Source organism: Corynebacterium mycetoides (genome assembly GCF_900103625.1).
Taxonomy (GTDB): Bacteria; Actinomycetota; Actinomycetes; order Mycobacteriales; family Mycobacteriaceae; genus Corynebacterium; species Corynebacterium mycetoides.
Genome location: NZ_LT629700.1, coordinates 1,481,966 through 1,504,263, shown reverse-complemented (window position 1 = coordinate 1,504,263; position 22,298 = coordinate 1,481,966). Strand labels below are relative to the sequence as shown.

Sequence of the window (22,298 nt, the reverse complement as noted above, 5' to 3'; positions counted from 1 at the left end):
CCCACAGGCTCCGGATCACTGGTTCTTTTCGGGATCCGCGGAACCAGAAGAGCCGTCGGTGTCGTAGCTTGCGTTAGGACGAGCCCAGTCGTTGGAACCGTTTTCCTGCTGGCTCGATTGGTTCCAGCTGGTCGAGCCTGAGCCGGACGGCTGCTGGTTCCAGCCGCCGGCGTTCTGCTGGTTCGGCTGTTGCCACGAGTTCGAAGACTGCTGCGGAGCAGCGGGGTTAAAGGGGGCTTGGTTCACGGGCGCCCCGGCTGCCCCGTTTTGACCCTGGTTGGCAGCTGCCGATGCACGAGCTTTGTTCACCTGTGCGTCGAGGGATTGTGGCGGGGTCATTGGGTGGGGCCTTTCTTCGTGAGGTTTTCCAAGCTGAACTGGGCGGCACCGCCGAGGTAGGCGCCGCGCGTGTCACGAGCCGGCGCCGGAGTAGTGCTTCGTACTGGTATGGTGTCCCTGGCGGGGGTTGTAGTGCCGGTGGGGCGGGTGGCTTGGTCTTTGCGGACCGCGGCCATCATGTTCTTCACCGCGGTGTAGCTCACCGCCCGGCGAGCACCGCCGGCGTCGATGAGGCGACAACAGGCTTCTTCCAAGACGAGCTTGTCGCGCTTGCCCATGGTCAGCACGTTGCGGCACGACTGGTACGCCTGTGCCGGGATCGCTTTCTGGGCGATCAGCTCCGCGATGACCTCTTTGGTGGCAGGGCCTATGCGTGAGGCTTCGCGCAGGAAGTACTCACTCGTCCACAACCCCCGGGTGTCAGCCATGTTCGCGGGCACGTGCTCCTCTGGCAATGCTGCGCGCCCTGTAGTCGCGCGGTCACCTGCATCGTCCCCCAAGGCGTTACTGGATACTCACCATCGCATTACTCGAAACCCACCACGGTGTTACTAGATAAACCCGCGCAACACATCTAGCGCACAACAAGGTCCTCTTCAGCGGCCGTCTGGGCACCTACCAGTACCTGGACATGCACATGGCCATCGGCGCGGTCTTCGACAACCACGTCCGGCCGTACTTCGAGGACGGCAAGGAGATCGACCAGCCGCGCGGGCACTAGCGGTTAGCGGAGCGCGCCCACGCTGTTGACGACCATGTAGATGCCGACGATCGCCGCGATCCAGAGCAGAGTCACCTTGGCCTCGTACTGAAGGCGGGGAACGGCCTTCTCGAGGCGGGGGAAGAATTTCTGCCCGGCCACGAGAGCGATCGCCGCCAGAATCACCGTCGGCACAATCATGACGCCGCAGTATGTGGCGATGGCTGCTACTTGTCCCGCCATCGGCGCATCCCAGTCGCTGATGATTCCCATCGCTGCGATGTAGGGCAGCATCGTCGCCGCTTCTGTCAGCGAAGCGCCTAAGCCCAAGAGGACCATCTTGGGCAGGCTGGTTTGAATGGGCTTGTTCAGCTGTTTCGGCAGTTCACCCGGCGTAGGTTTGACTGGATCGGGTCCGAAGATTCCATAGGCGGCCAGAATCGCGCCGAGGATCAACGTGATCCAGGGAAAAGCGGGGGTGTCGGTGATTCGTTCTACGTACGAGCTGAGGCCGGTGAACCCCAGGAGCATGGCCACTCCAAGGGCGAAGTACACTGCCGCGACGGTGAGGAGGTACGCAGCGAGCGCGGGCACGCGCACGTTTCGCCATAGGAGAATGAGTGCCAACGGGATGACCAGGGTGCCGATGCTCAAACTGTCGAGCAGGGCCAGACCGACGAGCGGAAGGAGGGACTGCATAGCGGGCGCCTTCTTTGTCGTACGAACGTAAGGGACCCTTACGAATGTACGGCGGGCTAGGCTGGTGTGCAACCATGAACAAGTTCTCGTTGGACCACCAGTTCTCGGAATCGTCCGCTGCCGTTGCGAATGCGACCATCCGCATCATCGCGTCGCGGGGCCTTGACGCAGTCAGCGTGCGCGAAGTGGCCAAACAATCCGGATTCGCGGCGGGATCCGTGCAGTACCACGCCCCGAACAAAGAGACCCTGCTTGCTCACGCGTTCATCCGCTCCATTCAGCGGCAGAACGCCCGCGTGGTCGGGGCAGAAGTGCCCGACGATGAATTCGAGGCCTGGGTGGTGCGGCTATCTGAACTTCTCCCCCTTGGCGGCGAGCGTCTCGAGGACGCGGCGATGTGGGTTACCTACGGCTCCGCGTCAGCAACGCGCGAGTGGATTGCCGACCTTTACAGTCAGGTGCTCCGCGGCTTCCAGCAAACGGTCGTAGAGGCACTGGGCGACGTGGACCAAGCTGAGCGAAAGGCGCGACTGGTCACGGCGTTGGTGAACGGCTTGACGATCGACAATTTGGGGGCACCCGCTTCGGAGGCGGATCGTGTTGTCGGGGACCTCCGCGACGGCCTGCGGTTGATTTTCGGCGTTTAACTTCCTTGTATCGTCGGGCACATGCAGACGCATGCTGATGAAATTTTCGTCCACCACCAGTGCCCTCATTGCGTCAGCGTCATTGAGGACTTCAACGCTGACTCCGGTCGGTACGGTGGTGCCGAGCTCCTCGACATCACCTACATTCGCAACCTAAAGAGATTCCTTGCCTATCGCGACACTCTGGAGGACGGGGCATCGCGCTGATCGGCAAGCCGCTGTACGACGCCTTTGTCAAGCACTACACCGCCAAGCAGTGGCAGACCGACCCGACCGACCTGCCGCCGGAGATCATCTCGCGCCTGCCGGTGCGCTACACCTTCAACAACCGCTACTTCAACGACACCTGGGAGGGCCTGCCTGTCGAGGGCTACGCCGCCTGGCTGGAGAAGATGGCCGAGCACGAGCTCATCGACGTGGAGCTGAACACCGACTGGTTCGACGTGCGCGAGCGCTACCAGGGCATCCCGGTGGTTTACACCGGCCCGCTGGACCGCTACTTCGATTACTCCGAGGGCCGCCTCGGCTGGCGCACCCTCGACTTCGAGCGGGAAGTCCTGGACACAGGCGACTTCCAGGGCACCCCGGTGATGAACTATAACGACGCGGACGTGCCCTACACCCGCATCCACGAGTTCCGCCACTTCCACCCGGAGCGCACCGAGTACCCCGACCACAAGACCGTCATTGTCAAGGAGTACTCCCGCTTCGCCGGCGAGGATGACGAGGTCTACTACCCGATCAACACGCCCGAGGACCGCGAGAAGCTCACCGCGTACCGACGCCTCGCCGCCGCCGAATCCGAACAGCACAACGTCCTGTTCGGCGGGCGCCTGGGTACCTACCAGTACCTGGACATGCACATGGCCATCGGCGCGGCGCTGTCGCTGTTCGACAACCACCTGCGCCCCCACTTTGAAAACGGCGAGCCGCTGGAGCAGGCGCGCGGGCACTAGCGAAAGTTACGTGTTGCGGCGCGGCTCGTCGTCGATATCGGGGAAATCGGGCAAATCCTGTCCCAGGCCGTGCTCGCGGTCGAACTGAGCCCAGAGATCGGGCTCAACGACCGTCCCGTCGAGCGAGGGCAGCCCGACGTCCGGGTCTTGTTTCGGGCCCTGCGCGCCCATGACAAGGAAGAGCGCGCCCGCGATGGCGGAAGCGATGCCGATGAAGACGGCGGTCGAGCCGTCGAGGAAGACGAAGGAGCCGACGGCCACCACAATGAGCGCGCCGCCGATAGCGAAGTGTGTTGTGGGCATAGTTTCTAGGGTATCGGGTCGCGATGCGGCGTATCGGAGATGCCGCCGCGGCGCATCCGCGCCCGCGTGTTCGACCGGAACGCCGGAAATCCGTTTTTCGGGCCGCGAAAACGCGTTCCGGTCGAACAGGTAGCTACCGTCGCGTCGAGGCGCCGTCTTGTCCGGCCGTGCCAGTAGTGTTGAACTACGTATCTCGTTATCAATGAGTCGAAAGTGAGATTTGTGAGCGACACACTGGCAGTCGACGTCCTCCAACGCATCCTCATGCCCCGCAAAGGCGAGCCGCATGACGTGCGCATGCTCTACCTTCTCGAGGGCGAGCTGAACAAAGCCCGCGTCACGTGGCCCGACCGCACGACGCTGACCGTGCCGGAGGGCGCCGAGGTCTCCCTGCAGACGTATTTCAACGCCTTCCCCGCCTCCTACTGGCGCCGCTGGTCGCAGCTCGGCAGCGTCGTCCTGGCCATGGAGGTCGACGGCCGCGCCACCCTCTCGGTCTACCGCTCGAAGGAGGACGGCCAGCGCATCGCCGTCACCAGCGTCGAGGCGCCGGGTGGCCGCGTCGAAATTCCGCTGGAGCTGCGTAACTTCGAGGACGGCGGCTGGCTGTGGTTCGACGTCACCGCCGAAACCGATGTCACCATCACCGACGCCGCCTGGTGCGCGCCGCACCTTCCCGGGCCGCAGCTGCTTGCCGACGGCTCCACCACGGGCCCCGAAGACAAGAAAGTCGCCGTCGGAATCCCCACGTTCAACCGCCCGCGCGACGCCGTCAACGCGCTCCACGCGCTCGCGGAGGACCCGGTGGTTCTGGCTGCCATCACCGACGTGCTCATGCCGGACCAGGGAAACCAGCACCCGTCGGATGAACCGGACTTCGCCGAGGCCGAGGAGAAACTCGGCGGCCGGCTGCGGATTTTCCCGCAGGGCAACCTGGGCGGCTCCGGGGGGTACTCCCGCATCATGTACGAGGGGGTGGGCAGCACGGATGCGCCCTACATCCTCTACATGGATGACGACATCGCCATCGAGCCCGACTCCATCCTGCGCGCTGTGCAGGCGGCGCGGTACGCGAAGAGCCCGATCCTGGTGGGTGGGCAGATGCTCAACCTGCAGAACCGTGCCCAGCTGCGCACCACGGGCGAGGCGGTGGACCGCGCGACTTTCATGTGGGGCGCCGCCCCCCACGCCGTCTACGACCACGACTTCGCCGCCTACCCGCTGGGGTACCTCGGCACCCCGGAGGAGCAGGCCAACCCGCGCAAGATCACCTCGCGCGCACTGCACCGCCGCGTCGACGTGGACTACAACGGCTGGTGGATGAACCTCTTCCCCCGCGTCGTCGCAGAGGAGCTCGGGCTGCCCCTGCCGTTGTTCATCAAGTGGGACGACACCGAGTACGCCCTGCGCGCCAAGGCCGCCGGCTACCCCACGGTGACGTGGCCGGGGGCGGCGATCTGGCACATGGCCTGGGCCGACAAGGACGACGCGATTGACTGGCAGGCCTACTTCCACGTCCGCAACCGCCTGATCGTCGCCGCCATCTACGGCCCCGACGACCCGCGCGGCATCCAGCGCAACATGTTGAAGGCCACCGCCAAGCACGCCATGTGCATGGAGTACTCCACCATGGCGATCCAGATCGAGGCGATGAAGGACTTCCTCGCCGGCCCCGACCAGCTGTTCGACATCTTGGAGAGCTCCCTGCCACGCATCCAGGGCGTGCGCAGCAACTATTCCGATGCCCAGGTCGTCGCGTCCGCGGCCGACCTGCCCGCCGCCACCGGCGCGCCGGGCGTGCCCACCGCCAACATCGGCGGCCGGCTGGGGAAGCTGAAGAAGCTGCCGTGGGTGGCGAAGTCGCTGGTGCACATGGCGCACAGCGAGGACCGTGAGCACTGGGAGGCGCCGCAGCTCAACCTCACCGCCGGGGAGGCGCGCTGGTTCACCCTCTCGCGCGTGGACTCCGCGACCGTGTCTACCGCCGGCGGCACCGGGGTCGCCTTCCGCAAGCGCGACAAGCAGCTTGCCGACGACCTGGTGGCGCAGACCCGGCAGCTGCACAAGGAGATCCGGCGCCGCTGGGCCGAGCTGCAGCGCGAATACTCGGCCGCCATGGGCGAGCTGACGAGCCACGAGAGCTGGGGAAAGATCTTCGATGCGCAGGCCTAAAAAGAATCTCGAGGCCGACATCCTCGTCGCCGTCCAGGGGGCGCTGCTCAACGAGCCTGTTGCACGCGCGGCGCGCGCGCTCAGCCACTTTGGCGAGCACGACCTGGGCTGGTTGGCGGTTGCGGGGGTGGGCGCGGGCGTCGACAAGCGAAAGCGGCGGAAGTGGCTGGCGATGGGCGCGGGCACATTTTTCGCGCACGCGGCCTCCGTCGTGCTCAAGCGCGTCGTGCGCCGCAACCGGCCCTCGGATCCGCGCATCGCGGTGGGGGTGAAAACGCCGTCGAGGCTGAGCTTCCCCTCCTCCCATTCGACGTCGACGGCGGCCGCCATGGTGCACCTGGCGGATATTTCCGGCTCGAAGGTGCCGTATGTCGGCATTCCGATAATGATGCTTTCGCGTATGGTGCTTGGCGTGCATTACCCGACAGACACCCTGATTGGGTCCCTCATCGGGGCCGGGGTGGCAAAAACGGCCATTGGCCTGGAGAAGGAGACACGGTGAGCACGGTGAGCCCCCAGCCGATAGAGGAAGAACCCTTCCTTAAATCCGAGCCCCACACCGAGGGCGTGGACGTCGCGCGCAAGAAGACCCCGCCGAAGAACCTCGGTGACGCGATGATCAAGGGCCTGCGCCCGAAGCAGTGGGTGAAAAACGTCCTCGTTTTGGCCGCCCCGCTCGCCGCCGGCCTGGATGAGCTCACGGGGCGCTCGCTTGTCGACGTCCTCATTGCGTTCGTGGTGTTCTGCTTAGGCGCCTCCGCCATCTACCTGGTCAACGACGCCCGCGACGTCGAGTCGGACCGCGAGCACCCGACCAAGCGCTTCCGGCCGATCGCCTCCGGCATGCTGCCGATCAACCTGGCCTACGGCATGGCGGCCGTGCTCATCGCACTGGCCATCGGCCTGTCTTTCCTGGCCACCAACCCCGCCCTGGCGTGGGTGATAGGCGTGTACATCGTGTTGCAGCTGGGCTACTGCTTCGGCTGGAAGCACATCCCGGTGATTGACATCGCGCTGGTGTCCTCCGGCTTCATGCTGCGCACCATGGCAGGCGGCGTGGCCGCGGGGATCGATTTGTCGCAGTGGTTTCTGCTTGTCGCGGCCTTCGGGTCGTTGTTCATGGCGTCCGGCAAGCGCTACGCCGAGATGCTGCTGGCGCAGGAGACCGGCGCGAAGATCCGCAAGGCGCTGGAGGGCTACACCGCCACCTACCTGCGGTTTGTGTGGACGCTGTCCGCCACGGCCGTGGTGATGTCCTACGCGCTGTGGGGCTTCCAGCTGGCTAACGCCATCGACGGGCCGGCCTCCCTCTGGTACCAGATCTCCATGGTGCCCTTCGTCATCGCGATTTTGCGCTACGCGGCCAAGGTCGATTCCGGCCACGGCGGCGCCCCCGACGAGATCGCGCTGGAGGACAGGGTGCTGCAGTTGCTGGCGGTGCTGTGGATTCTCTGCATCGTCATGGCCGTCTACGTCGTCCCGGCCATGAGCTGACTACACTTTCACGAATGAACCGCAACGCCCGCCGCTCTCTTCTGGCTTCCATGCTGGTGGCGGGCGTTTTCGCGTTCTGGGGCGGGTGGACGCGCCGCTGGATGAGCGACGACGGCCTCATCGTGCTGCGCACCGTGCGCAACCTCCTGGCCGGCAACGGGCCGGTGTTCAACGCCGGCGAGCGGGTGGAGGCGAACACGTCCACGCTCTGGCAGTACATCATCACAGCGGCGGCGTGGGTCACCCGGGCGCGGCTCGAGGACGTGGCGATGTGGCTGGCGCTGGGTTTCACCGTCGCCGCCTGCGTCCTGGCCACGTGGGCGGCGGGGCGGTTCTGGTCGGACGCGGTGCTGCCCTTCGGCGTGCTGATCTACCTCGCTCTTCCCCCGGCGCGCGACTTCGCCACCTCGGGGCTGGAGTGGGGGCTGTCCATCTTCTGGCTCGCGGCGTGGTGGGCGCTGCTGGTGCGATGGGCCCGCCCGGAGGGCGGGGTCCGCTCGACGCAGGTCGGGTACTGGCTCGCGTTTGCCAGCGGCCTGTCGTGGCTGGTCAGGCCCGAGCTGGCGCTCTACGGCGGGGTCACCGGCCTCGTTCTTCTCGCCTCGAGCCCCGGGAAGTGGTGGCGCATCCTGCTGGCGGCGCTGCCGGTGCCCGCGGCCTACCAGGTTTTCCGGATGGGGTATTACGGCCTGCTCACTCCCCACACGGCCGTCGCCAAGTCGGCCGGGGACTCGGCGTGGGGCCAGGGCTTCGATTACCTGTGGGACTTCGCCGGGCCGTACGGCCTGGTGGTTCCGGTCGCCCTGGCCGCGGCGGTCGGGGTCGGGCTGATGTGGGGCTCCCACGGGCGCGAGCGCCTCATCGTCCTTGTGGCGGTGGGCTGCGGTTTGGCGCACACGGCGTATGTGCTGCGCGTCGGCGGCGATTTCATGCACGGCCGGATGCTGCTGCTGCCGTTGTTCGCCCTGCTCCTGCCGGTGATGGCCGTGCCCGTCACGCGCCGGGTCGGCGTGGCCGTCCTCGCCGCGGCGCTGTGGGCGGGCGCCGTGGTGGCCAAGGCCCACCCGATCGACCGCGGGCCGCTCGTCGCCGGGCAGCCCTTGGGCATTGTGGACGAGCGCGAGTTCTGGAGCTGGGCCACGAAGCAGCAGCCGGGCGACGGCCCCCTCTACGCGGAGGACTTCCTTGTGTGGAAAGCCATGCCGACGTGGCCGGATACGGTCGAGGAGGCCCGCCGGGCGGATGCGGCGCTGCTGCAACTGGCGTTGATTGGGGAAGACCCGGAGGAGTACCAGTGGTACTACGTTCCCCGCATGTCTGCCACCTCCGATCTGCGGCACCAGCGACTCACCGCGTACTGGATCAATCTGGGGATGACGAGCATGAACGCGGGCCTGGACGTCCGGGTGCTCGACACCGTCGGGCTGGCCACCCCGCTGGCGGCGAGGATGCCTCGCGACCCAGACGGGCGGATCGGTCACGACAAGTGGCTTGCTACGGAGTGGCAGGTTGCCGACTCCGACACCGCACTCGACGCCCTGCCGGTGTGGGTGGACACCGAGAAAGTGGTGCAGGCGAGGGCGGCGCTGCGCACGCCGGAGATCCGCGAGCTGCTGGCGAGCTCGCGCGAGCCCATGAGCCCTGGCCGGTTCGCCGCGAACCTGAAGTTTGCGCTCACCGGGGGTAGGAGCCTCGAGCTTGACGACGACCCCGCGACGTACCTGGATTCCGAAACGCTGAACAGGATTAACGCGGGAGAAGAAGCCGGCTTGGAGGGCCCGCGCATTGCGTGGCCGGCAGCGCCCTGAGGGAAGGTGATTTCCCCCTGGCATTGGCGTCGATAACAACGGCTTGATAACGTCATGGTCACCTTTTAGTGTTCAATTCCTTAGGGGGACCTGTGACTGCGGTCATTTCTATGAAAAGAACAGCGACGGCGCTGCTCGTCATTTTCGCGGTAGCCGCCTCGATGGTGTTCGCCGCGCCGAAGGCGCACGCCGCCAACCGCGACTGGCTGCGGCCGGACGCCACCGGAACGTGCGACTGGGATGCGGTGGCCTACTGGGTCCAGCGCTGCGACGTGTGGTCGGACGCGATGGGGCGCAACATCCAGGTGCAGATTCAGCCCGCCGCCCGCGGCGGAAACGCCGGCCTGTACCTCCTCGACGGGCTGCGCGCGACGGAGTACACCAACGCCTGGCTGCACGATGTCAATGCGGCCCAGACCTACGTGGACCACAACATCACCCTGGTGATGCCCGTCGGCGGGCAATCGTCCTTCTACGCCGATTGGAACGCGCCGGCGACCTACGACGTCAACAACCCTGTCGTGTACAAGTGGGAGACCTTCCTGACCAGTGAGCTGCCGGCGTACCTGCAGCAGCACTTCGGCGTCGCGCCGAACAACAACTCCATTCTGGGGCTGTCCATGGGCGCGACCGCGGCGATGAACCTGGCCGCGAAGCACACCGACCAGTTCCGCCAGGTGCTCTCGTTTTCCGGGTACCTCGCCACGACGATGCCCGGCGGCCAGACCGCGTTCCGCGTCGCCATGCTCGACGCCGGCGGGTTCAACGTCAACGCGATGTACGGTTCCGTGCTCAATCCGCGGCGGTATGAGAACGACCCGTTCTTGAACATGGGCACGCTGCGCAACACGGACGTCTACGTCTCTGCCGGCTCGGCCACGCCGGGCCCGGCCGACGCCGAGTACCTCCCGCAGCATGTGGCCTCGGGCGTCGCGCTGGAGGCGTACTCGAATTTCACCACCCGACTGTGGGCGCTCAAGGCTCGTGCGACCGGCCTTAACTTCACTGAGGTGTACACCCCGACCGGCATCCACAACTGGAAGCAGTTCGGCAGCCAGCTGGAAGCGACCAAGCCGCGCGTCCTCGACGTGATGAACGCCTGGTAGCCCGAGTAGACAGCCACCTCGCCACATCACCGGCGCCGCCTCGCGCAACAAAGTGCAGCGGGCGGCGCCGGTTTTCGTGTTTAACATCCGCCACACGGCGTGTCTTCCATATAAACTCTCAAGTTAAACTTAAGCTTCGTGTCGCAGTAACAATCTCGACTTGGTAACAACATCACCGTTGTGGCCGATATGGACGTTGTGTATGTGTTCCGGGGGAGGGGAACCCTCGGAACGTTGCGACGTTGATGCGACGTTGATGCGACGTTTTCTACAACCCCGACAAAGATTAAGGCAGGACTCCCATGAGAGAACTTCGTTCCCCGCGCCGCGCCGCGCGACGCAACTGGCTTATTGCAGCCGCCATTCCGACCGCCGTGGTCGTCGGCGCGACGGCGATTCCGGCGGCCGGACAGAGCAGCCTGTCGGGGTTGAGCTCGAACGCGGGATTCTCCGACAACATCCGCCCGTCCGACCCGCCGAAGCGCACCCCCATCGAGGTGGACAGGAATCCGCAGATCCCGGGCCTTCCCGCCGGGGTGTCGGTCGACCGCATCGAGTGGCTGACCAACCGCCGCGTCGCCGTCTTTATCAAGTCGGCGGCGATGCCGGAGCAGCTCATGCAGGTGCAGATCCTGCTCGCCCGCGACTGGCACTCCAACCCGGAGGCGACGTTCCCCGAGGTTTGGGCGCTCGACGGCCTGCGCGCGCGTGACGACGAAAACGGGTGGACGATCGAGACCAACATCGAGCAGTTCTACGCCGACAAGAACGTCAACGTCATCCTGCCCGTCGGCGGCGAGTCCTCCTTCTACTCGGACTGGCAGCGCCCCAACAACGGCAAGAACTACCAGTGGGAGACGTTCCTGACCAAGGAGCTCGTCCCCGTCCTGGACAACGAGTTCCGCTCCAACGGCAAGCGAGCGGTGGCCGGCCTCTCCATGGGCGGCACCGCCGCAATGAACCTCGCGGAGCGCAACCCCCACCTGTTCGACTTCGTCGGCTCCTTCTCCGGCTACCTGGACACCACCACGGCGGGCATGCCCGCCGCCATCAAGGCCGCGCAGTTGGACGCGGGCGGCTACGACTCGGAGGCGATGTGGGGCACGCCGGTCTCGCAGGACTGGATCGACCACGACCCGAAGCTCGGTATCAAAAACCTCGAGGGCAAGACTGTCTACGTTTCCTCCGGCTCCGGCAGGGACGACTTCGGCGCCCCGAACTCCGTGGCCAAGGGGCCGGCCAACATGGCCGGTGTGGGGCTCGAGGTGATTTCCCGCCTGTCCACCCAGACCTTCCTGGAGTACGCCGCGCGCACCAACGTCAAGCCGATCGCGATCTTCCGCCCCTCCGGTGTCCATTCCTGGGAGTACTGGCAGTTCGAGATGACGCAGGCGTGGCCGTACATCGCCGACGCGCTCGGCGTGCCCGAGGCTGACCGCGGTGCGGACTGTGCGCCCATCGGCGCCATCGCCGAGGCCACCAAGTCCGGCATCATCGGCTCCTGCGTGAACAACGAGTACGACCTCGCTGGAGGAAAGGCCGAGGACTTCCGCGGCGGCACCGCGTACTGGACTCCGGAGACCGGTGCCCACGCACTCTTCGGCGCCATCCTGGCCAAGTACAACGGGCTCGGCGGCGCGCAGGGGTGGCTCGGCTTCCCGACGACCGGGGAAATGACCACGCCGGACGGCGTCGGCCGCTACGTCCACTTCCAGAACGGCTCGATCTACTGGACCCCGTCCACCGGCGCCTACGCCATCCCGGGCGACATGTTCACGGCCTGGGGCGAAAACGGCTGGGAAAACGGCGACCTGAAGTACCCGGTGGCCGAGGCGCAGCAGATCGGCGGCGGCTTCGTGCAGAAGTTCCAGGGCGGCTACCTCACCCGCAACCCGGACGGCAGCCACAACATCGTCCACGGCGCGATCGGGGCGAAATACGGCGAGGTCAACACCGCCGCATCCGGGCTGGGCTACCCCAAGAGCAACGAGATCGCCATCCCGGGCGGCGCGTTCCAACAGTTTGAGAAGGGCAACATCTACTGGTCGCCCGATACCGGCGCGCACGTGATCTACTACGGCGCGATCTTCGACGAGTGGGGCAAGAACGGCTGGGAGCAGGGCCGCATGGGCTGGCCGGTGACCGACATGAGGGACATCCCTGCAGGCGGCAGGACCATCGACTTCCAGCACGCGACCCTGGACGAGGTCTACGGACGAGTCGTCGAACGTGCCCGCTAGTAGGAGAAGCATGCGTTTTATTTCTGTGAACCGTGCCCCCCTCGCCGCCGCTGCCACCATTGCGGCGGCGGGGCTGGCGGTGTCCGCGTGTGGCTCGAGCACTGTCGATAGCTCGGAGGTAACGTCGACGCAGACGTCGACAAGCACTGTAAGCACCGGAAGCGCTGAGAGCTCGGCCTCGAGCTCGGCCGCGGCCAGCAGCCAGACCACGGCGCGCTCGTCCGAGCCGGCCGGCGCGCCCGCGGACCAGCCCGCGAAAGAGGTGGACTCCATGCCCGCGACGGCGGCCGCCTACTCGGAGGAGGAAACCGCCTACCTGGAAGCCCTCAGGAACGGGGGAATCAACGTCCACGGTGTTGAAGACCAGCTCACAGGCACGGGCTTTAACGTGTGCCAGGGTGCCACCATCACCCGTGACGCGGTGGCCGGACAGCTCGTGGAGCAGCGACGCACCGATCTCGACCCCACCGCCGCAGCGAAGCTTATCGACGACACCGCGCACGCTCACCTCTGCTAGCGCACGCTAGCCGCAGCTCAAGGAGTATTAGTGCGCAAACCGCTCATCGCCGGCGCGGCGATTGTCGTCATCGTCCTCATCGCCGCCGGCATCGCGCAATGGCGGGCCGGCGACGGGGTCCCCGACATGCCCCGGCCGCAGATCGCGCTGCCGACGGAGCAGCAGGACCAGCCCCCGGCGGAACCGGAGTGGTGCCCGGCGGTGCAGTTCATCTCCATCCCCGGCACGTGGGAGAGCTCGCGGGACGACGACCCCTTCAACCCGCAGGCCAACCCTTACAGCTTCATGCTGTCGATCACACGTCCGCTGCAGGAGTCCTACGACATCGGTCACGTGCGGGTGTGGACCACGCCGTACACCGCCCAGTTCCGCAACATCCAGACCGAGCAGGGCCGCCGCGAGATGACGTACGACGAGTCACGCGCGGAGGGCACCGCGCGCACCAACGGCGAGCTCGAGTACGTTCATGCGACGTGCCCGAGCACGAAGTTCATCATCGCCGGCTTCTCCCAGGGGGCCGTGATCGCCGGCGACATCGCCAACCAGATCGGCACCCGCAACCACGCCGTGCCGCCGGAGAAGCTGCTCGGCGCCGTCATGATCGCGGACGGCCGGCGTGAAAACGGCGTCGGCGTCAACCCAGGCGTTCAGGTGCCGGGGGTGGGCGCGGAGGTCGCGCTGAAGCCGCTGCAGGGGGTGGTCAACGCCGTCACCCCCGGGGCGACCATGACGGGGGCCCGGGAGGGGGGATTCGGCGAGGTGTCGGACAGGGCGTTCGAGATCTGCGCGCCGAACGACTCAGTGTGCGACGCCCCCCAGGACGTTGGCACGCTTATTGCCCGGGCGGGGGACCTGATGCTGGCCAACGGCACGCACGCCATGTACGCCTCCAACCCGAACGTGATCGAGGGTACGACTGCCTCGCAGTGGACGGTAGATTGGGCACGGGGTGTCATTAACAATCAGTAACAATTTGAACAGCAAAACTATATAGTAATGGGCTGACCAACCCCGACCCGCATCAGACAGCTATTGACGCACACGACGTAAAAGGAGTCCCATGGATCTCAGCGTGATCATTCAGCGTTTCCTCGACGAAGACGGCAACATCGTCCTGCCCCAGAACTTCACCATCCCGGCGCTGGCCGAGATGCTGCACTTCATGGGCGCCCAGATGGGCAAGCTCGACGACACGAACATCCGCTACTGGGACTTCTCCGAAAGCGCCGACGGCACATTGGTGGAGTACTCCCGCCGCCAGGTCAACACCCGCGTCAAGGCTGTCGCCGCCCGGCTAATGCAGGTGGGCCAGCCGGGCGACCGCGTCGCCATACTCGCCTCGAACTCGCCGGAGTACATCTTCGGCTTCGTGGGCGCGCTGTACGCGGGACAGGTGCCCATCCCGCTCTACGACCCGAACGAGCCGGGCCACGGCGAACACCTCAGGGCCGTCCTGGCGGACTCGGGCGCCTCCACCGTGTTGACGAACAAGGACGGCGCCCCCGCCGTCCGCGCGTACTTCGCCGATCTTCCGGCGGCGCAGCGGCCGCGCATCCTATCCGTCGAATCGCTGCCCGACTCGCTCGCCGAGTCCTGGGAGCCGCTGGAGATGCCGGAGGGCACCGATACGTCGCGGGACACGTCGTTCCTGCAGTACACCTCGGGTTCCACCCGAATGCCGGCCGGCGTCGTGCTCACCAACGAGTCCATCGTGACCAACGTGATCCAGATGTACACCGCGGTCGGGCTCAGCCAGCCGATGCGCGCCCCGATCTGGCTGCCGCTGCACCACGACATGGGCATCATCGTGGCCCTGCTTCTGGTGGTCCTGGGCACCGAGATCGAGCTGATGGCGCCGCGCGACTTTATTCAGCAGCCTAAGCGCTACATCCAGCAGCTGTCCCGCCGTGAGGACGACCCGGAGGACATGCACATCTTCTCCGTCGTCCCGAACTTCGCCCTAGATCTGACGGCGCGCTACGCCCGCCTCACCGAGGACGACGACCTCGACCTGTCCGCTGTGGAGGGGCTCATCATCGGTTCCGAGTCCGTCACGCAGGCCGGCATCGACGCGTTCATGGACGCCTTCACCGGCGCCGGGCTGCGCGACACCGTGCTGCGTCCCGCTTACGGCCTCGCCGAGGCCACGCTCATCGTCTCGGTCGCCGACACGCCGAGCTTCACCCGCTTCGACCGTGAACAGCTCGCCCAAGGCAAGGCCGTCGAGTCCGCAGAGGGCCTGCCCATGGCGTCCACGGGGCGGCCAGTGCCCTGGATGAATCTGGCGATCGTCGACCCGCAGACCCACAACCAGGTGGAAGACGGCACGATCGGCGAGATCTGGGTCCACGGCGCCAACGTCGCCGGCGGCTACCTCGACCGCGAGGAAGAGACACGGGAAACCTTCGGTAACACCCTCAACGAGGCGCTGGGCGAGGGGCTGCCGTCTGACGGCTGGCTCGCCACCGGCGACCTCGGCGCGAATGTCGGCGACCAGGTCTACATCACGGGGCGCCTCAAGGAGCTCATCGTCATCGCCGGCCGCAACCACTACCCGCAGGACATCGAGGCGACGGTCATGGAGGCCACCGATCACGTCCGGCCCGACTCCGTGGCGGCCTTCGCGGTGCCCGGCGACGACGTGGAGCGCCTCGTGCTCTTCGTCGAGCGCGCTGACGAGGCCTCGGCCGATGGCGACCTGGCCGCCGAGGACACGATCCGGGCGGCCGTGACCAGCACGCACGGAATCTCCCCCGACGTCATCGAGTTCTACGCGCCGAACGAGATTGCGCGCTCGTCGTCCGGAAAGATTGCGCGCCGCGTCAACATGCAGAAATTTCTCAAGCGTTAGGGGAGCGATAAGCTGAATGCCTATGAATGAAACCGAACTGATCACATGGCTGCGCTCCTGGGTGGCGCAGGCGACTGGAATCGACGCCGCAGAGGTGGACGCGGTCAAACCGCTCGAGACCTACGGCCTGTCGTCACGTGACGCCGTGATCATGTCCGGTGAGCTCGAGACGCTGCTGGGCACCCGGGTCGACCCGACCGTCGCCTACCAGTACCCGACGATCGGCGCGCTGGCCGCCGCCCTCACCGCACCCAAGGAGCCCAAGGAGCAGGCTCCGGGACGCGCATACGGGCGTCGAGAAGCAAGCGCGTCCCCGGCCGCCCGCGACATCGCGATTGTGGGCACAGCCGGCCGGTTCCCGGGTGCTGACAGCGTTGAGGAGTTCTGGGAGCTGCTTGCCCGTGGTGAGGTGACCACGGGACCGTTGCCCGAGGAACGGTGGACCGAGTACCTGGGTGACCCCGTCGTCCGCGCCCGGCTCGAGAGCGAGAACACCGGCGGCGGTTACCTCAGCGACATCGCGTCCTTCGACAACGAGATGTTCGGGCTCAGCCCGCTTGAGTCGGTCAACATGGACCCGCAGCAGCGGATCATGCTCGAGCTCGCGTTCGAGGCCCTGGAAGACGCGCACATCCCGGCAAACTCCCTGCGCGGGGAGGCGGTGGGTGTGTTCATCGGATCCTCCAACAACGACTACGGGATGTTGATCTCCTCCGATCCGTCGCAGGCCCACCCCTACGCGCTGACGGGGGCGGCGTCGTCGATCATCCCGAACCGCATCTCCTACGTCTTCGACTTCCGCGGCCCGTCCGTCAACGTCGACACCGCATGCTCGGCGTCGCTCGTCTCCGCCCATCACGCGGTGCGCGCGCTTCGCGACGGCGAATGCGACGTGGCCCTGGCCGGCGGCGTCAACGTCATGGCTAACCCGCTGGCGTCGCTGATGTTCTCCGAGCTCGGCGTCATTTCCCCGTCCCAGCGCATCCACTCGTTCTCCTCCGACGCCGACGGCATCGTGCGTTCCGAGGCGGCCGGCCTGCTCGTGCTCAAGCGCGTCGAGGACGCGCTTGCCGACGGCGACACGATCTACGCGGTGATCAAGGGCTCCGCCACCAACTCGGACGGGCACTCCAACGGCCTGACCGCCCCCAACCCGGAGGCGCAAATGGATGTTTTGCGCCGCGCCTACGCCGACGCCGGCATCGACCCCGCCCAGGTGGATCTCGTGGAGGCCCACGGCACCGGCACGCTGCTCGGCGACCCCATTGAGACGACCGCGCTCGGCGCCGTGCTCGGCCGCGGGCGGGAAAACTCCGTGCCCCTGCTGCTCGGTTCGTCGAAGTCCAACATCGGCCACGCCGAGTCCGCGGCGGGCGCCGCGGGGCTGATCAAGGTGGTCGAGGCGCTCAAGCACGACACCATCCCCGCGTCCGTGAACTACGTCGGGCCCAACGAGTATGTCGACTTCGACGCCGACCACATCGAAGTGGTACAGGACCCGCGCGAGTGGCCGCGCTACTCCGGCCGCCGGGTCGCGGGCGTGTCCGGCTTCGGCTTCGGCGGCACCAACGCCCACGTCGTGGTGACGGACTTCGACCCGGCCGACTACGCCACGGGGGATGCCGCAGAGGCAACGGGCCCGAGCGCGGAGCTTGTCGACGCCAGCGGGGTGGCGCTGCCGGTCTCCGGCCACCTGCCGTCGCGACGCAGAGACGCCGCCGCCGCCCTCGCGGACTACCTCGAAGGACGCGCCGAGACGGACCTCGTGCCCGTCGCCCGCTCCCTGGCCAAGCGCAACCACGGCCGCAGCGCCGCGGTGGTGCAGGCGTCCACCGTCGACGACGCCGTGACGAAGCTGCGCAAGGTCGCCGCGGGCAAGACCGTACCGGGGATCGCCGTGGCGGATTCCCCGGCCCCGATGGGCCCGGTGTTCGTCTACTCCGGGTTCGGCTCGCAGCACCGGAAGATGGCGAAAAAGCTGCTCGAGCTGTCCCCGCTCTTCCGCCGCCGCATGAAGCAGCTGGACGAGGTGGTGAAGTTCGAGGCCGGCTGGTCCATGATCGAGCTGATCGAGGACGACGAGCAGACCTACGACACCCAGACCGGCCAAGTCACTATCACCGCCATCCAGATCGCGCAGACCGACCTGCTGGCGAGCTTCGGCATCACGCCGGCCGCCACGATGGGCATGTCGATGGGCGAGATGGGCGCCGCGTACGGCGCGGGCGGGCTCACGGGCGAGGACGCCGTACGCGTCGCCTGCCACCGCGCCCGGCTGATGATCGAGGGCGAGCAGCAGATCGCGGGCACCGACGCCGAGGGCGCGATGGCCGTCGTCGAGCTCGGCCGCGAGGAGCTCGCCGAGTTCGTCGCCGCCCACCCGGACGCCCAGGGCGTGGAGCCCGCCGTGTACGCCGGCCCCGGCATGACCACGGTGGGCGGGCCGTCCAAGGCCGTCGACGTGCTCGTCTCCGCGCTGGAGGCCGAGGAGAAGTTCGCCCGCAAGCTGCAGGTCAAGGGCGCCGGCCACACGAGCATGCTAAACCCGATCATGGGGGACCTCGCCGGCGAGCTCGCCGGCCTGACCGGGCAGCCGCTGCGCGTCCCGCTGTACTCCTCCGTCGACCGCGGTGTGGTCTACCCCGCCGGTGAGACCGTGCACAACGACGAGTACTTCCTGCGCATGACCCGCCAGCCCGTCTTCTTCCAGGACGCCACCGAGGCCGCGCTGAACGCCGGGCACACCACGCTGGTGGAGATCGCCCCGAACCCCGTGGCCGTGATGGGCATGATGAACACCGCGTTCTCACTGGGCAAGCCGGACGTGCAGCTGCTGTTCACCACCAAGCGCAGGGTCGACGAGGTGGAGTCGATCCGCGACCTCGCCGCGAAGCTGTACGTCCAGGGCGCCAACGTGGACTTCACCGGCTTCTACGGGCCGGGGCCGATGCTCGCCGCCCCCGCCACGACGTTCAAGCGCACGAAGTACTGGACCTCGGCGCGTCCGGTGTCCGGTGCCGAGTCGCTTCTGTCCACCAAGGTCGCGCTGCCCGGCGGCGACGTCGCCTACGCCGTGCAGGCGGACCAGGTGTTTAGCCCCCACCAGCTCATCGAGGCCGCGGCGGAGGACCTCAACCCGGGCTCGACGGTGGTGGCGACCGAGGAGCACGGCGTGCTCCCGGCCCACGGCGAGCTGACGGCCGTGGCCTCCCGCTCCGTCGGCGGCACGAGCGTGAAGGTGTTTGCCGGCGATGCGCTGCTGGCCGAGGGTTTTGCGACAACCCTGGACCTCGGCTCGCCGCGCTCCCCGCAGGGGGTCACCGAGGTCACGGCCTCGGAGGGCGCGGCCCCGATCCACGAGGAAGGTGTTGAAGCCGTGCGCTGGGACCCCGCGTCCGGCGAGTCGGTGGAGCAGCGCCTGCGCGCGATTGTGTCGGAGACGATGGGCTACGACGCGGAGGACCTGCCCAGCGAGCTCCCGCTCATTGACCTCGGCCTGGATTCGCTGATGGGCATGCGCATCAAAAACCGCGTGGAAAATGACTTCCAGATTCCGCCGCTGCAGGTGCAGACGCTTCGCGACGCCTCCGTGGCCGACGTGATCTCCATCGTCGAGCAGGCCGTGGCGGGCAACGCGGATGCCCCGCAGCCTCTGACCTACAACTCGGAGACCCGCGACCCGGCGGCGGCGGTAGCCAAGGCGCGCGCCGCGGCGACGGCCACCGGAGGTGCCCCCGGTGGCGCTACCGGCGTGGGAGTGGCCCCGCGCGACGCGTCTGAGCGCATGGTGTTCGGCGCCTGGGCGAGGTTCTCGGGCGCCGCGGCCGCGGGTGTGACCTCCGAGCTGCCCGAGATCGGCGAGGACGTCGCGGCCGAGATCGCCGCGCACTTGACGGACCGCTCCGGCATCGAGGTCACGCCCGAGGAGGTGCGCTCTGCCCGCGTGCTCGCGGAGCTGGCGAACAAGGTCCGCGAGGGGCTGGAAACGCCCGTCGACGGCAACGTGCGCGTCTTCCGGGAAGTGGAGTCCACGACGAAGCCGGCGGTGTTCCTCTTCCACCCGGCGGGCGGCTCGAGCACCGTGTACCAGCCGCTGGCGCGCCGCCTGGACAGCGACGTCTCCGTCTACGGCATCGAACGCCTCGAGGGATCCCTGGAGGAGCGCGCGGCGGCCTACGTGGACGATATCAGGCGGCTCTCGGGCGATCGCCCGGTGGTTCTCTCCGGCTGGTCCTTCGGCGGCGCACTGGCCTACGAGGTCGCGCGGCAGCTCGGCGACGACGCGGTGCAGTTCATCGCGCTGCTGGACACCACGCAGCCGTCCGAGCCGACCCCGAACACCCCGGAGGCGACGAGGCAGCGCTGGGAGCGCTACGCGGCGTTTGCCAAGGAGTCGTACGGGCTCGACTTCCCCGTCCCCTACGATTTGCTGGAATCTGCCGGCGAGGAGGCGGTGCTGGACATGCTGGGTCAGTTCCTGGCCACCACCGACGCCTCCCAGCACGGGTTGGCGGCGGGCGTGCTCGAGCACCAGCGCGCCTCCTTCGTGGACAACCAGATCCTGGCCAACCTGGACTTCTCCCGCTGGGCGGGGGTGAGCGTGCCCGTCCTGCTGTTCCGCGCGGAACGCATGCACGACGGGGCCATCATGCTCGAGCCGGCCTACGCCCACATTGACGAGGACGGGGGCTGGGGCGATATCGTGGACGACCTGGAAATTGTTCACCTGCCCGGCGACCACCTCGCCGTGGTGGACGAGCCCGCGATCGGCATCGTGGGCAAGCACATGAATGAATGGATCGACAATGTCAACCGCCGCTAAGCTCGCCGACCTGCGCGCGCGCCTGGAAAAGGCGCAGGACCCGGGGTCGGAGAAGTCCCGCAAGAGGCGCGATGATGCGGGGCAGACCACGCCGCGCCAGCGCATCGCGGCGCTGCTCGATGAGGGAAGCTTCGTCGAGATCGGCGCGCTCGCCCGCACCCCGGGCGACCCGGACGCCGTGTACTCCGACGGCGTGGTCACGGGCTACGGGCGTGTCGACGGCCGCCCCGTGGCCATCTACGCCCACGACAAGACCGTCTACGGCGGCTCCGTGGGCGTGACCTTCGGCCGGAAGGTGACCGAGGTGATGGAGATGGCGATCAAGATCGGCTGCCCCGTCATCGGTATTCAGGATTCCGGCGGTGCCCGCATCCAGGACGCCGTGACGTCCCTGGCCATGTATTCCGAGATCGCGCGCCGCCAGCTTCCGCTGAGCGGGCGCTCCCCGCAGATCTCCATCATGCTGGGCAAGTCCGCGGGCGGCGCCGTCTACGCGCCCGTGACCACCGACTTCGTGGTCGCCGTGGACGGGCAGGCCGAGATGTACGTCACGGGACCCGCCGTGATCCGCGAGGTCACGGGCGAGGACATCAGCTCCGCCGAGCTCGGCGGAGCCGCCCAGCAGGAGCGCAACGGCAACGTCTCCGCGGTGGTGGCCACGGAGGAGGAGGCGTTCGACTACGTGCGCGAGCTGCTGTCCCTGCTGCCCACCTCCACCTTCGACGAGGCGCCCACCGCGTGGGCGCCGGCGGACGACGAGCTGGATGACTCCGCGCTGGACGAGTTCATGCCGGACGACATCAACGCGGGCTACGACATGATGGACCTGCTGGTCCAGCTCGCCGACGACGAGGACTTGGTCGAAATCCAGGCCAACTACGCCGAGAACCTCATCTGCGCCTTCGGGCGTATCGACGGCCGCACGGTCGGATTCGTGGCGAACAACCCCATGCACTTCGCGGGCTGCATCGACGCGGATGCCGCCGACAAGGGGGCGCGTTTCATCCACGTCTGCGACGCGTACAACATCCCGCTGATTTTCGTGGTGGACACCCCCGGCTACCTGCCGGGCGTGGACCAGGAGAAGGTGGGCCTGATCCACCGCGGCGCGAAGTTCGGGTACGCGGTGGCCAACTCCACGGTGCCCAAGATCTCGCTGATTGTGCGCAAGGCCTACGGCGGCGCGTACGCCGTGATGGGGTCGAAGAACCTCACCGGGGACATCAACCTGGCCTGGCCCACCGCCCAGATCGCGGTGATGGGTTCCGCGGCGGCCGTGGTGATGATTCAGGGAAGGCAGCTGGCCTCCGTCGAGGACCCGGCCCAGCGCGCCGCGATGAAGAAGATGTTCATGGATTTCTACGATGAGAACATGACGTCACCGTACGTCGCGGCGGAGCGGGGCTACATCGATTCGATGATCCAGCCGTCCGAAACTAGAATCACGCTTCGACGCGCATTGCGCCAGCTTTCCACGAAGCACCTGACGGATCTTCCGAAGAAGCATCCGATCAGTCCACTCTAAGAACACCACAGAAAGGCTCTCACCATGCTTTCCAGCGCACTCGACATCGCAGGCGACCTGATCAACTACGTCATCTGGTTCTTCAACGGCCTGATCTCCGGCGATCCCCTCTACAACTG

At 67.0% G+C, this 22,298-nt stretch carries 17 protein-coding genes and 2 pseudogenes; 15 read left to right on the top strand and 4 right to left on the bottom strand.

Going from position 1 to position 22,298, the window contains the following annotated elements; all coding sequences use genetic code 11:
• Window positions 1-15 precede the first annotated feature (15 nt).
• Window positions 16-339, bottom strand: coding sequence for a hypothetical protein (locus tag BLS40_RS10980; RefSeq protein ID WP_157672458.1), 324 nt, complete (start codon window positions 337-339; stop codon window positions 16-18).
• Window positions 336-767, bottom strand: coding sequence for a hypothetical protein (locus BLS40_RS07160; protein ID WP_157672457.1), 432 nt, complete (start codon window positions 765-767; stop codon window positions 336-338). Before BLS40_RS07160 ends, BLS40_RS10980 begins: the two co-directional genes overlap by 4 nt.
• Window positions 768-919: 152 nt before the next feature.
• Between BLS40_RS07160 and BLS40_RS10975 the strand changes: the two are divergent.
• Window positions 920-1,060, top strand: a pseudogene (locus BLS40_RS10975) (UDP-galactopyranose mutase); the annotation flags it as partial.
• A gap of 3 nt (window positions 1,061-1,063) precedes the next feature.
• On the opposite strand, the gene BLS40_RS07155 reads toward BLS40_RS10975, so the two are convergent.
• Window positions 1,064-1,738 (bottom strand): GAP family protein, encoded by a 675-nt coding sequence (locus BLS40_RS07155; RefSeq protein WP_092150622.1) that lies wholly within the window; start codon window positions 1,736-1,738, stop codon window positions 1,064-1,066.
• Window positions 1,739-1,812: 74 nt separating this feature from the next.
• Between BLS40_RS07155 and BLS40_RS07150 the strand changes: the two genes are divergently transcribed.
• The 3 genes and pseudogenes from BLS40_RS07150 to BLS40_RS07140 form a co-directional block, all read left to right on the top strand.
• On the top strand, window positions 1,813-2,385 hold the full coding sequence (locus BLS40_RS07150) for a TetR/AcrR family transcriptional regulator (RefSeq protein WP_092150619.1): 573 nt from the start codon (window positions 1,813-1,815) through the stop codon (window positions 2,383-2,385).
• Window positions 2,386-2,406: 21 nt separating this feature from the next.
• Entirely contained in the window at window positions 2,407-2,592 is a 186-nt protein-coding gene (locus BLS40_RS07145) for a hypothetical protein (RefSeq protein ID WP_006840427.1), read from the top strand.
• A pseudogene (locus BLS40_RS07140) lies at window positions 2,577-3,341 on the top strand (UDP-galactopyranose mutase); the annotation flags it as partial. The gene BLS40_RS07145 and the pseudogene BLS40_RS07140, both read left to right, overlap by 16 nt.
• A gap of 6 nt (window positions 3,342-3,347) precedes the next feature.
• On the opposite strand, the gene BLS40_RS07135 reads toward BLS40_RS07140, so the two are convergent.
• Window positions 3,348-3,644, bottom strand: coding sequence for a hypothetical protein (locus BLS40_RS07135; protein WP_006840429.1), 297 nt, complete (start codon window positions 3,642-3,644; stop codon window positions 3,348-3,350).
• A 264-nt stretch (window positions 3,645-3,908) separates the two neighbouring features.
• On the opposite strand from BLS40_RS07135, the gene BLS40_RS07130 reads away from it, so the two are divergent.
• From BLS40_RS07130 to BLS40_RS07080, 11 genes are all read left to right on the top strand, one after another.
• Window positions 3,909-5,816 carry a glycosyltransferase gene (locus BLS40_RS07130; RefSeq protein ID WP_092152220.1) on the top strand — a complete coding sequence of 636 codons (1,908 nt, stop codon included), beginning with the start codon at window positions 3,909-3,911 and terminating at the stop codon, window positions 5,814-5,816.
• Window positions 5,803-6,318 (top strand): phosphatase PAP2 family protein, encoded by a 516-nt coding sequence (locus BLS40_RS07125; protein ID WP_092150616.1) that lies wholly within the window; start codon window positions 5,803-5,805, stop codon window positions 6,316-6,318. The genes BLS40_RS07130 and BLS40_RS07125 overlap by 14 nt, the downstream gene beginning before the upstream one ends.
• Window positions 6,315-7,310, top strand: coding sequence for a decaprenyl-phosphate phosphoribosyltransferase (locus tag BLS40_RS07120; protein WP_092150613.1), 996 nt, complete (start codon window positions 6,315-6,317; stop codon window positions 7,308-7,310). Before BLS40_RS07125 ends, BLS40_RS07120 begins: the two co-directional genes overlap by 4 nt.
• Before the next feature lie 14 nt (window positions 7,311-7,324).
• Window positions 7,325-9,118, top strand: a complete 1,794-nt coding sequence (locus BLS40_RS07115; protein WP_092150610.1) for a hypothetical protein — start codon at window positions 7,325-7,327, stop codon at window positions 9,116-9,118.
• A 110-nt stretch (window positions 9,119-9,228) separates the two neighbouring features.
• Window positions 9,229-10,224, top strand: a complete 996-nt coding sequence (locus BLS40_RS07110; protein ID WP_092150608.1) for an alpha/beta hydrolase — start codon at window positions 9,229-9,231, stop codon at window positions 10,222-10,224.
• Between the two features lie 302 nt (window positions 10,225-10,526).
• On the top strand, window positions 10,527-12,464 hold the full coding sequence (locus BLS40_RS07105; RefSeq protein WP_092150605.1) for an alpha/beta hydrolase-fold protein: 1,938 nt from the start codon (window positions 10,527-10,529) through the stop codon (window positions 12,462-12,464).
• Window positions 12,465-12,474: 10 nt separating this feature from the next.
• Window positions 12,475-12,981: a hypothetical protein gene (locus tag BLS40_RS07100; RefSeq protein WP_231908411.1), complete on the top strand. Its 507-nt coding sequence runs from the start codon at window positions 12,475-12,477 to the stop codon at window positions 12,979-12,981.
• A 30-nt stretch (window positions 12,982-13,011) separates the two neighbouring features.
• The gene (locus BLS40_RS07095) at window positions 13,012-13,950 is read left to right on the top strand and encodes a cutinase family protein (protein WP_092150602.1); all 939 of its coding nucleotides are present in this window, start codon (window positions 13,012-13,014) and stop codon (window positions 13,948-13,950) included.
• Window positions 13,951-14,041: 91 nt separating this feature from the next.
• Complete coding sequence (locus BLS40_RS07090; protein ID WP_092150599.1) at window positions 14,042-15,832, top strand: FadD32-like long-chain-fatty-acid--AMP ligase; 1,791 nt, start codon at window positions 14,042-14,044, stop codon at window positions 15,830-15,832.
• A 22-nt stretch (window positions 15,833-15,854) separates the two neighbouring features.
• A complete protein-coding gene (pks13, locus tag BLS40_RS07085) occupies window positions 15,855-20,654 on the top strand; it encodes a polyketide synthase Pks13 (protein ID WP_172808010.1) in 4,800 nt (1,599 codons plus the stop codon).
• Window positions 20,638-22,179: an acyl-CoA carboxylase subunit beta gene (locus BLS40_RS07080; RefSeq protein ID WP_092150594.1), complete on the top strand. Its 1,542-nt coding sequence runs from the start codon at window positions 20,638-20,640 to the stop codon at window positions 22,177-22,179. Before pks13 ends, BLS40_RS07080 begins: the two co-directional genes overlap by 17 nt.
• Window positions 22,180-22,298 lie beyond the last annotated feature (119 nt).

Coding starts and splice junctions, on each gene's coding strand:
- BLS40_RS10980 (WP_157672458.1), bottom strand. CDS start 339: ATGACCCCGCCACAATCCCTCGACGCACAGGTGAACAAAGCTCGTGCA.
- BLS40_RS07160 (WP_157672457.1), bottom strand. CDS start 767: ATGGCTGACACCCGGGGGTTGTGGACGAGTGAGTACTTCCTGCGCGAA.
- BLS40_RS07155 (WP_092150622.1), bottom strand. CDS start 1,738: ATGCAGTCCCTCCTTCCGCTCGTCGGTCTGGCCCTGCTCGACAGTTTG.
- BLS40_RS07150 (WP_092150619.1), top strand. CDS start 1,813: ATGAACAAGTTCTCGTTGGACCACCAGTTCTCGGAATCGTCCGCTGCC.
- BLS40_RS07145 (WP_006840427.1), top strand. CDS start 2,407: ATGCAGACGCATGCTGATGAAATTTTCGTCCACCACCAGTGCCCTCAT.
- BLS40_RS07135 (WP_006840429.1), bottom strand. CDS start 3,644: ATGCCCACAACACACTTCGCTATCGGCGGCGCGCTCATTGTGGTGGCC.
- BLS40_RS07130 (WP_092152220.1), top strand. CDS start 3,909: ATGCCCCGCAAAGGCGAGCCGCATGACGTGCGCATGCTCTACCTTCTC.
- BLS40_RS07125 (WP_092150616.1), top strand. CDS start 5,803: ATGCGCAGGCCTAAAAAGAATCTCGAGGCCGACATCCTCGTCGCCGTC.
- BLS40_RS07115 (WP_092150610.1), top strand. CDS start 7,325: ATGAACCGCAACGCCCGCCGCTCTCTTCTGGCTTCCATGCTGGTGGCG.
- BLS40_RS07110 (WP_092150608.1), top strand. CDS start 9,229: ATGAAAAGAACAGCGACGGCGCTGCTCGTCATTTTCGCGGTAGCCGCC.
- BLS40_RS07105 (WP_092150605.1), top strand. CDS start 10,527: ATGAGAGAACTTCGTTCCCCGCGCCGCGCCGCGCGACGCAACTGGCTT.
- BLS40_RS07100 (WP_231908411.1), top strand. CDS start 12,475: ATGCGTTTTATTTCTGTGAACCGTGCCCCCCTCGCCGCCGCTGCCACC.
- BLS40_RS07090 (WP_092150599.1), top strand. CDS start 14,042: ATGGATCTCAGCGTGATCATTCAGCGTTTCCTCGACGAAGACGGCAAC.
- pks13 (WP_172808010.1), top strand. CDS start 15,855: ATGAATGAAACCGAACTGATCACATGGCTGCGCTCCTGGGTGGCGCAG.
- BLS40_RS07080 (WP_092150594.1), top strand. CDS start 20,638: ATGTCAACCGCCGCTAAGCTCGCCGACCTGCGCGCGCGCCTGGAAAAG.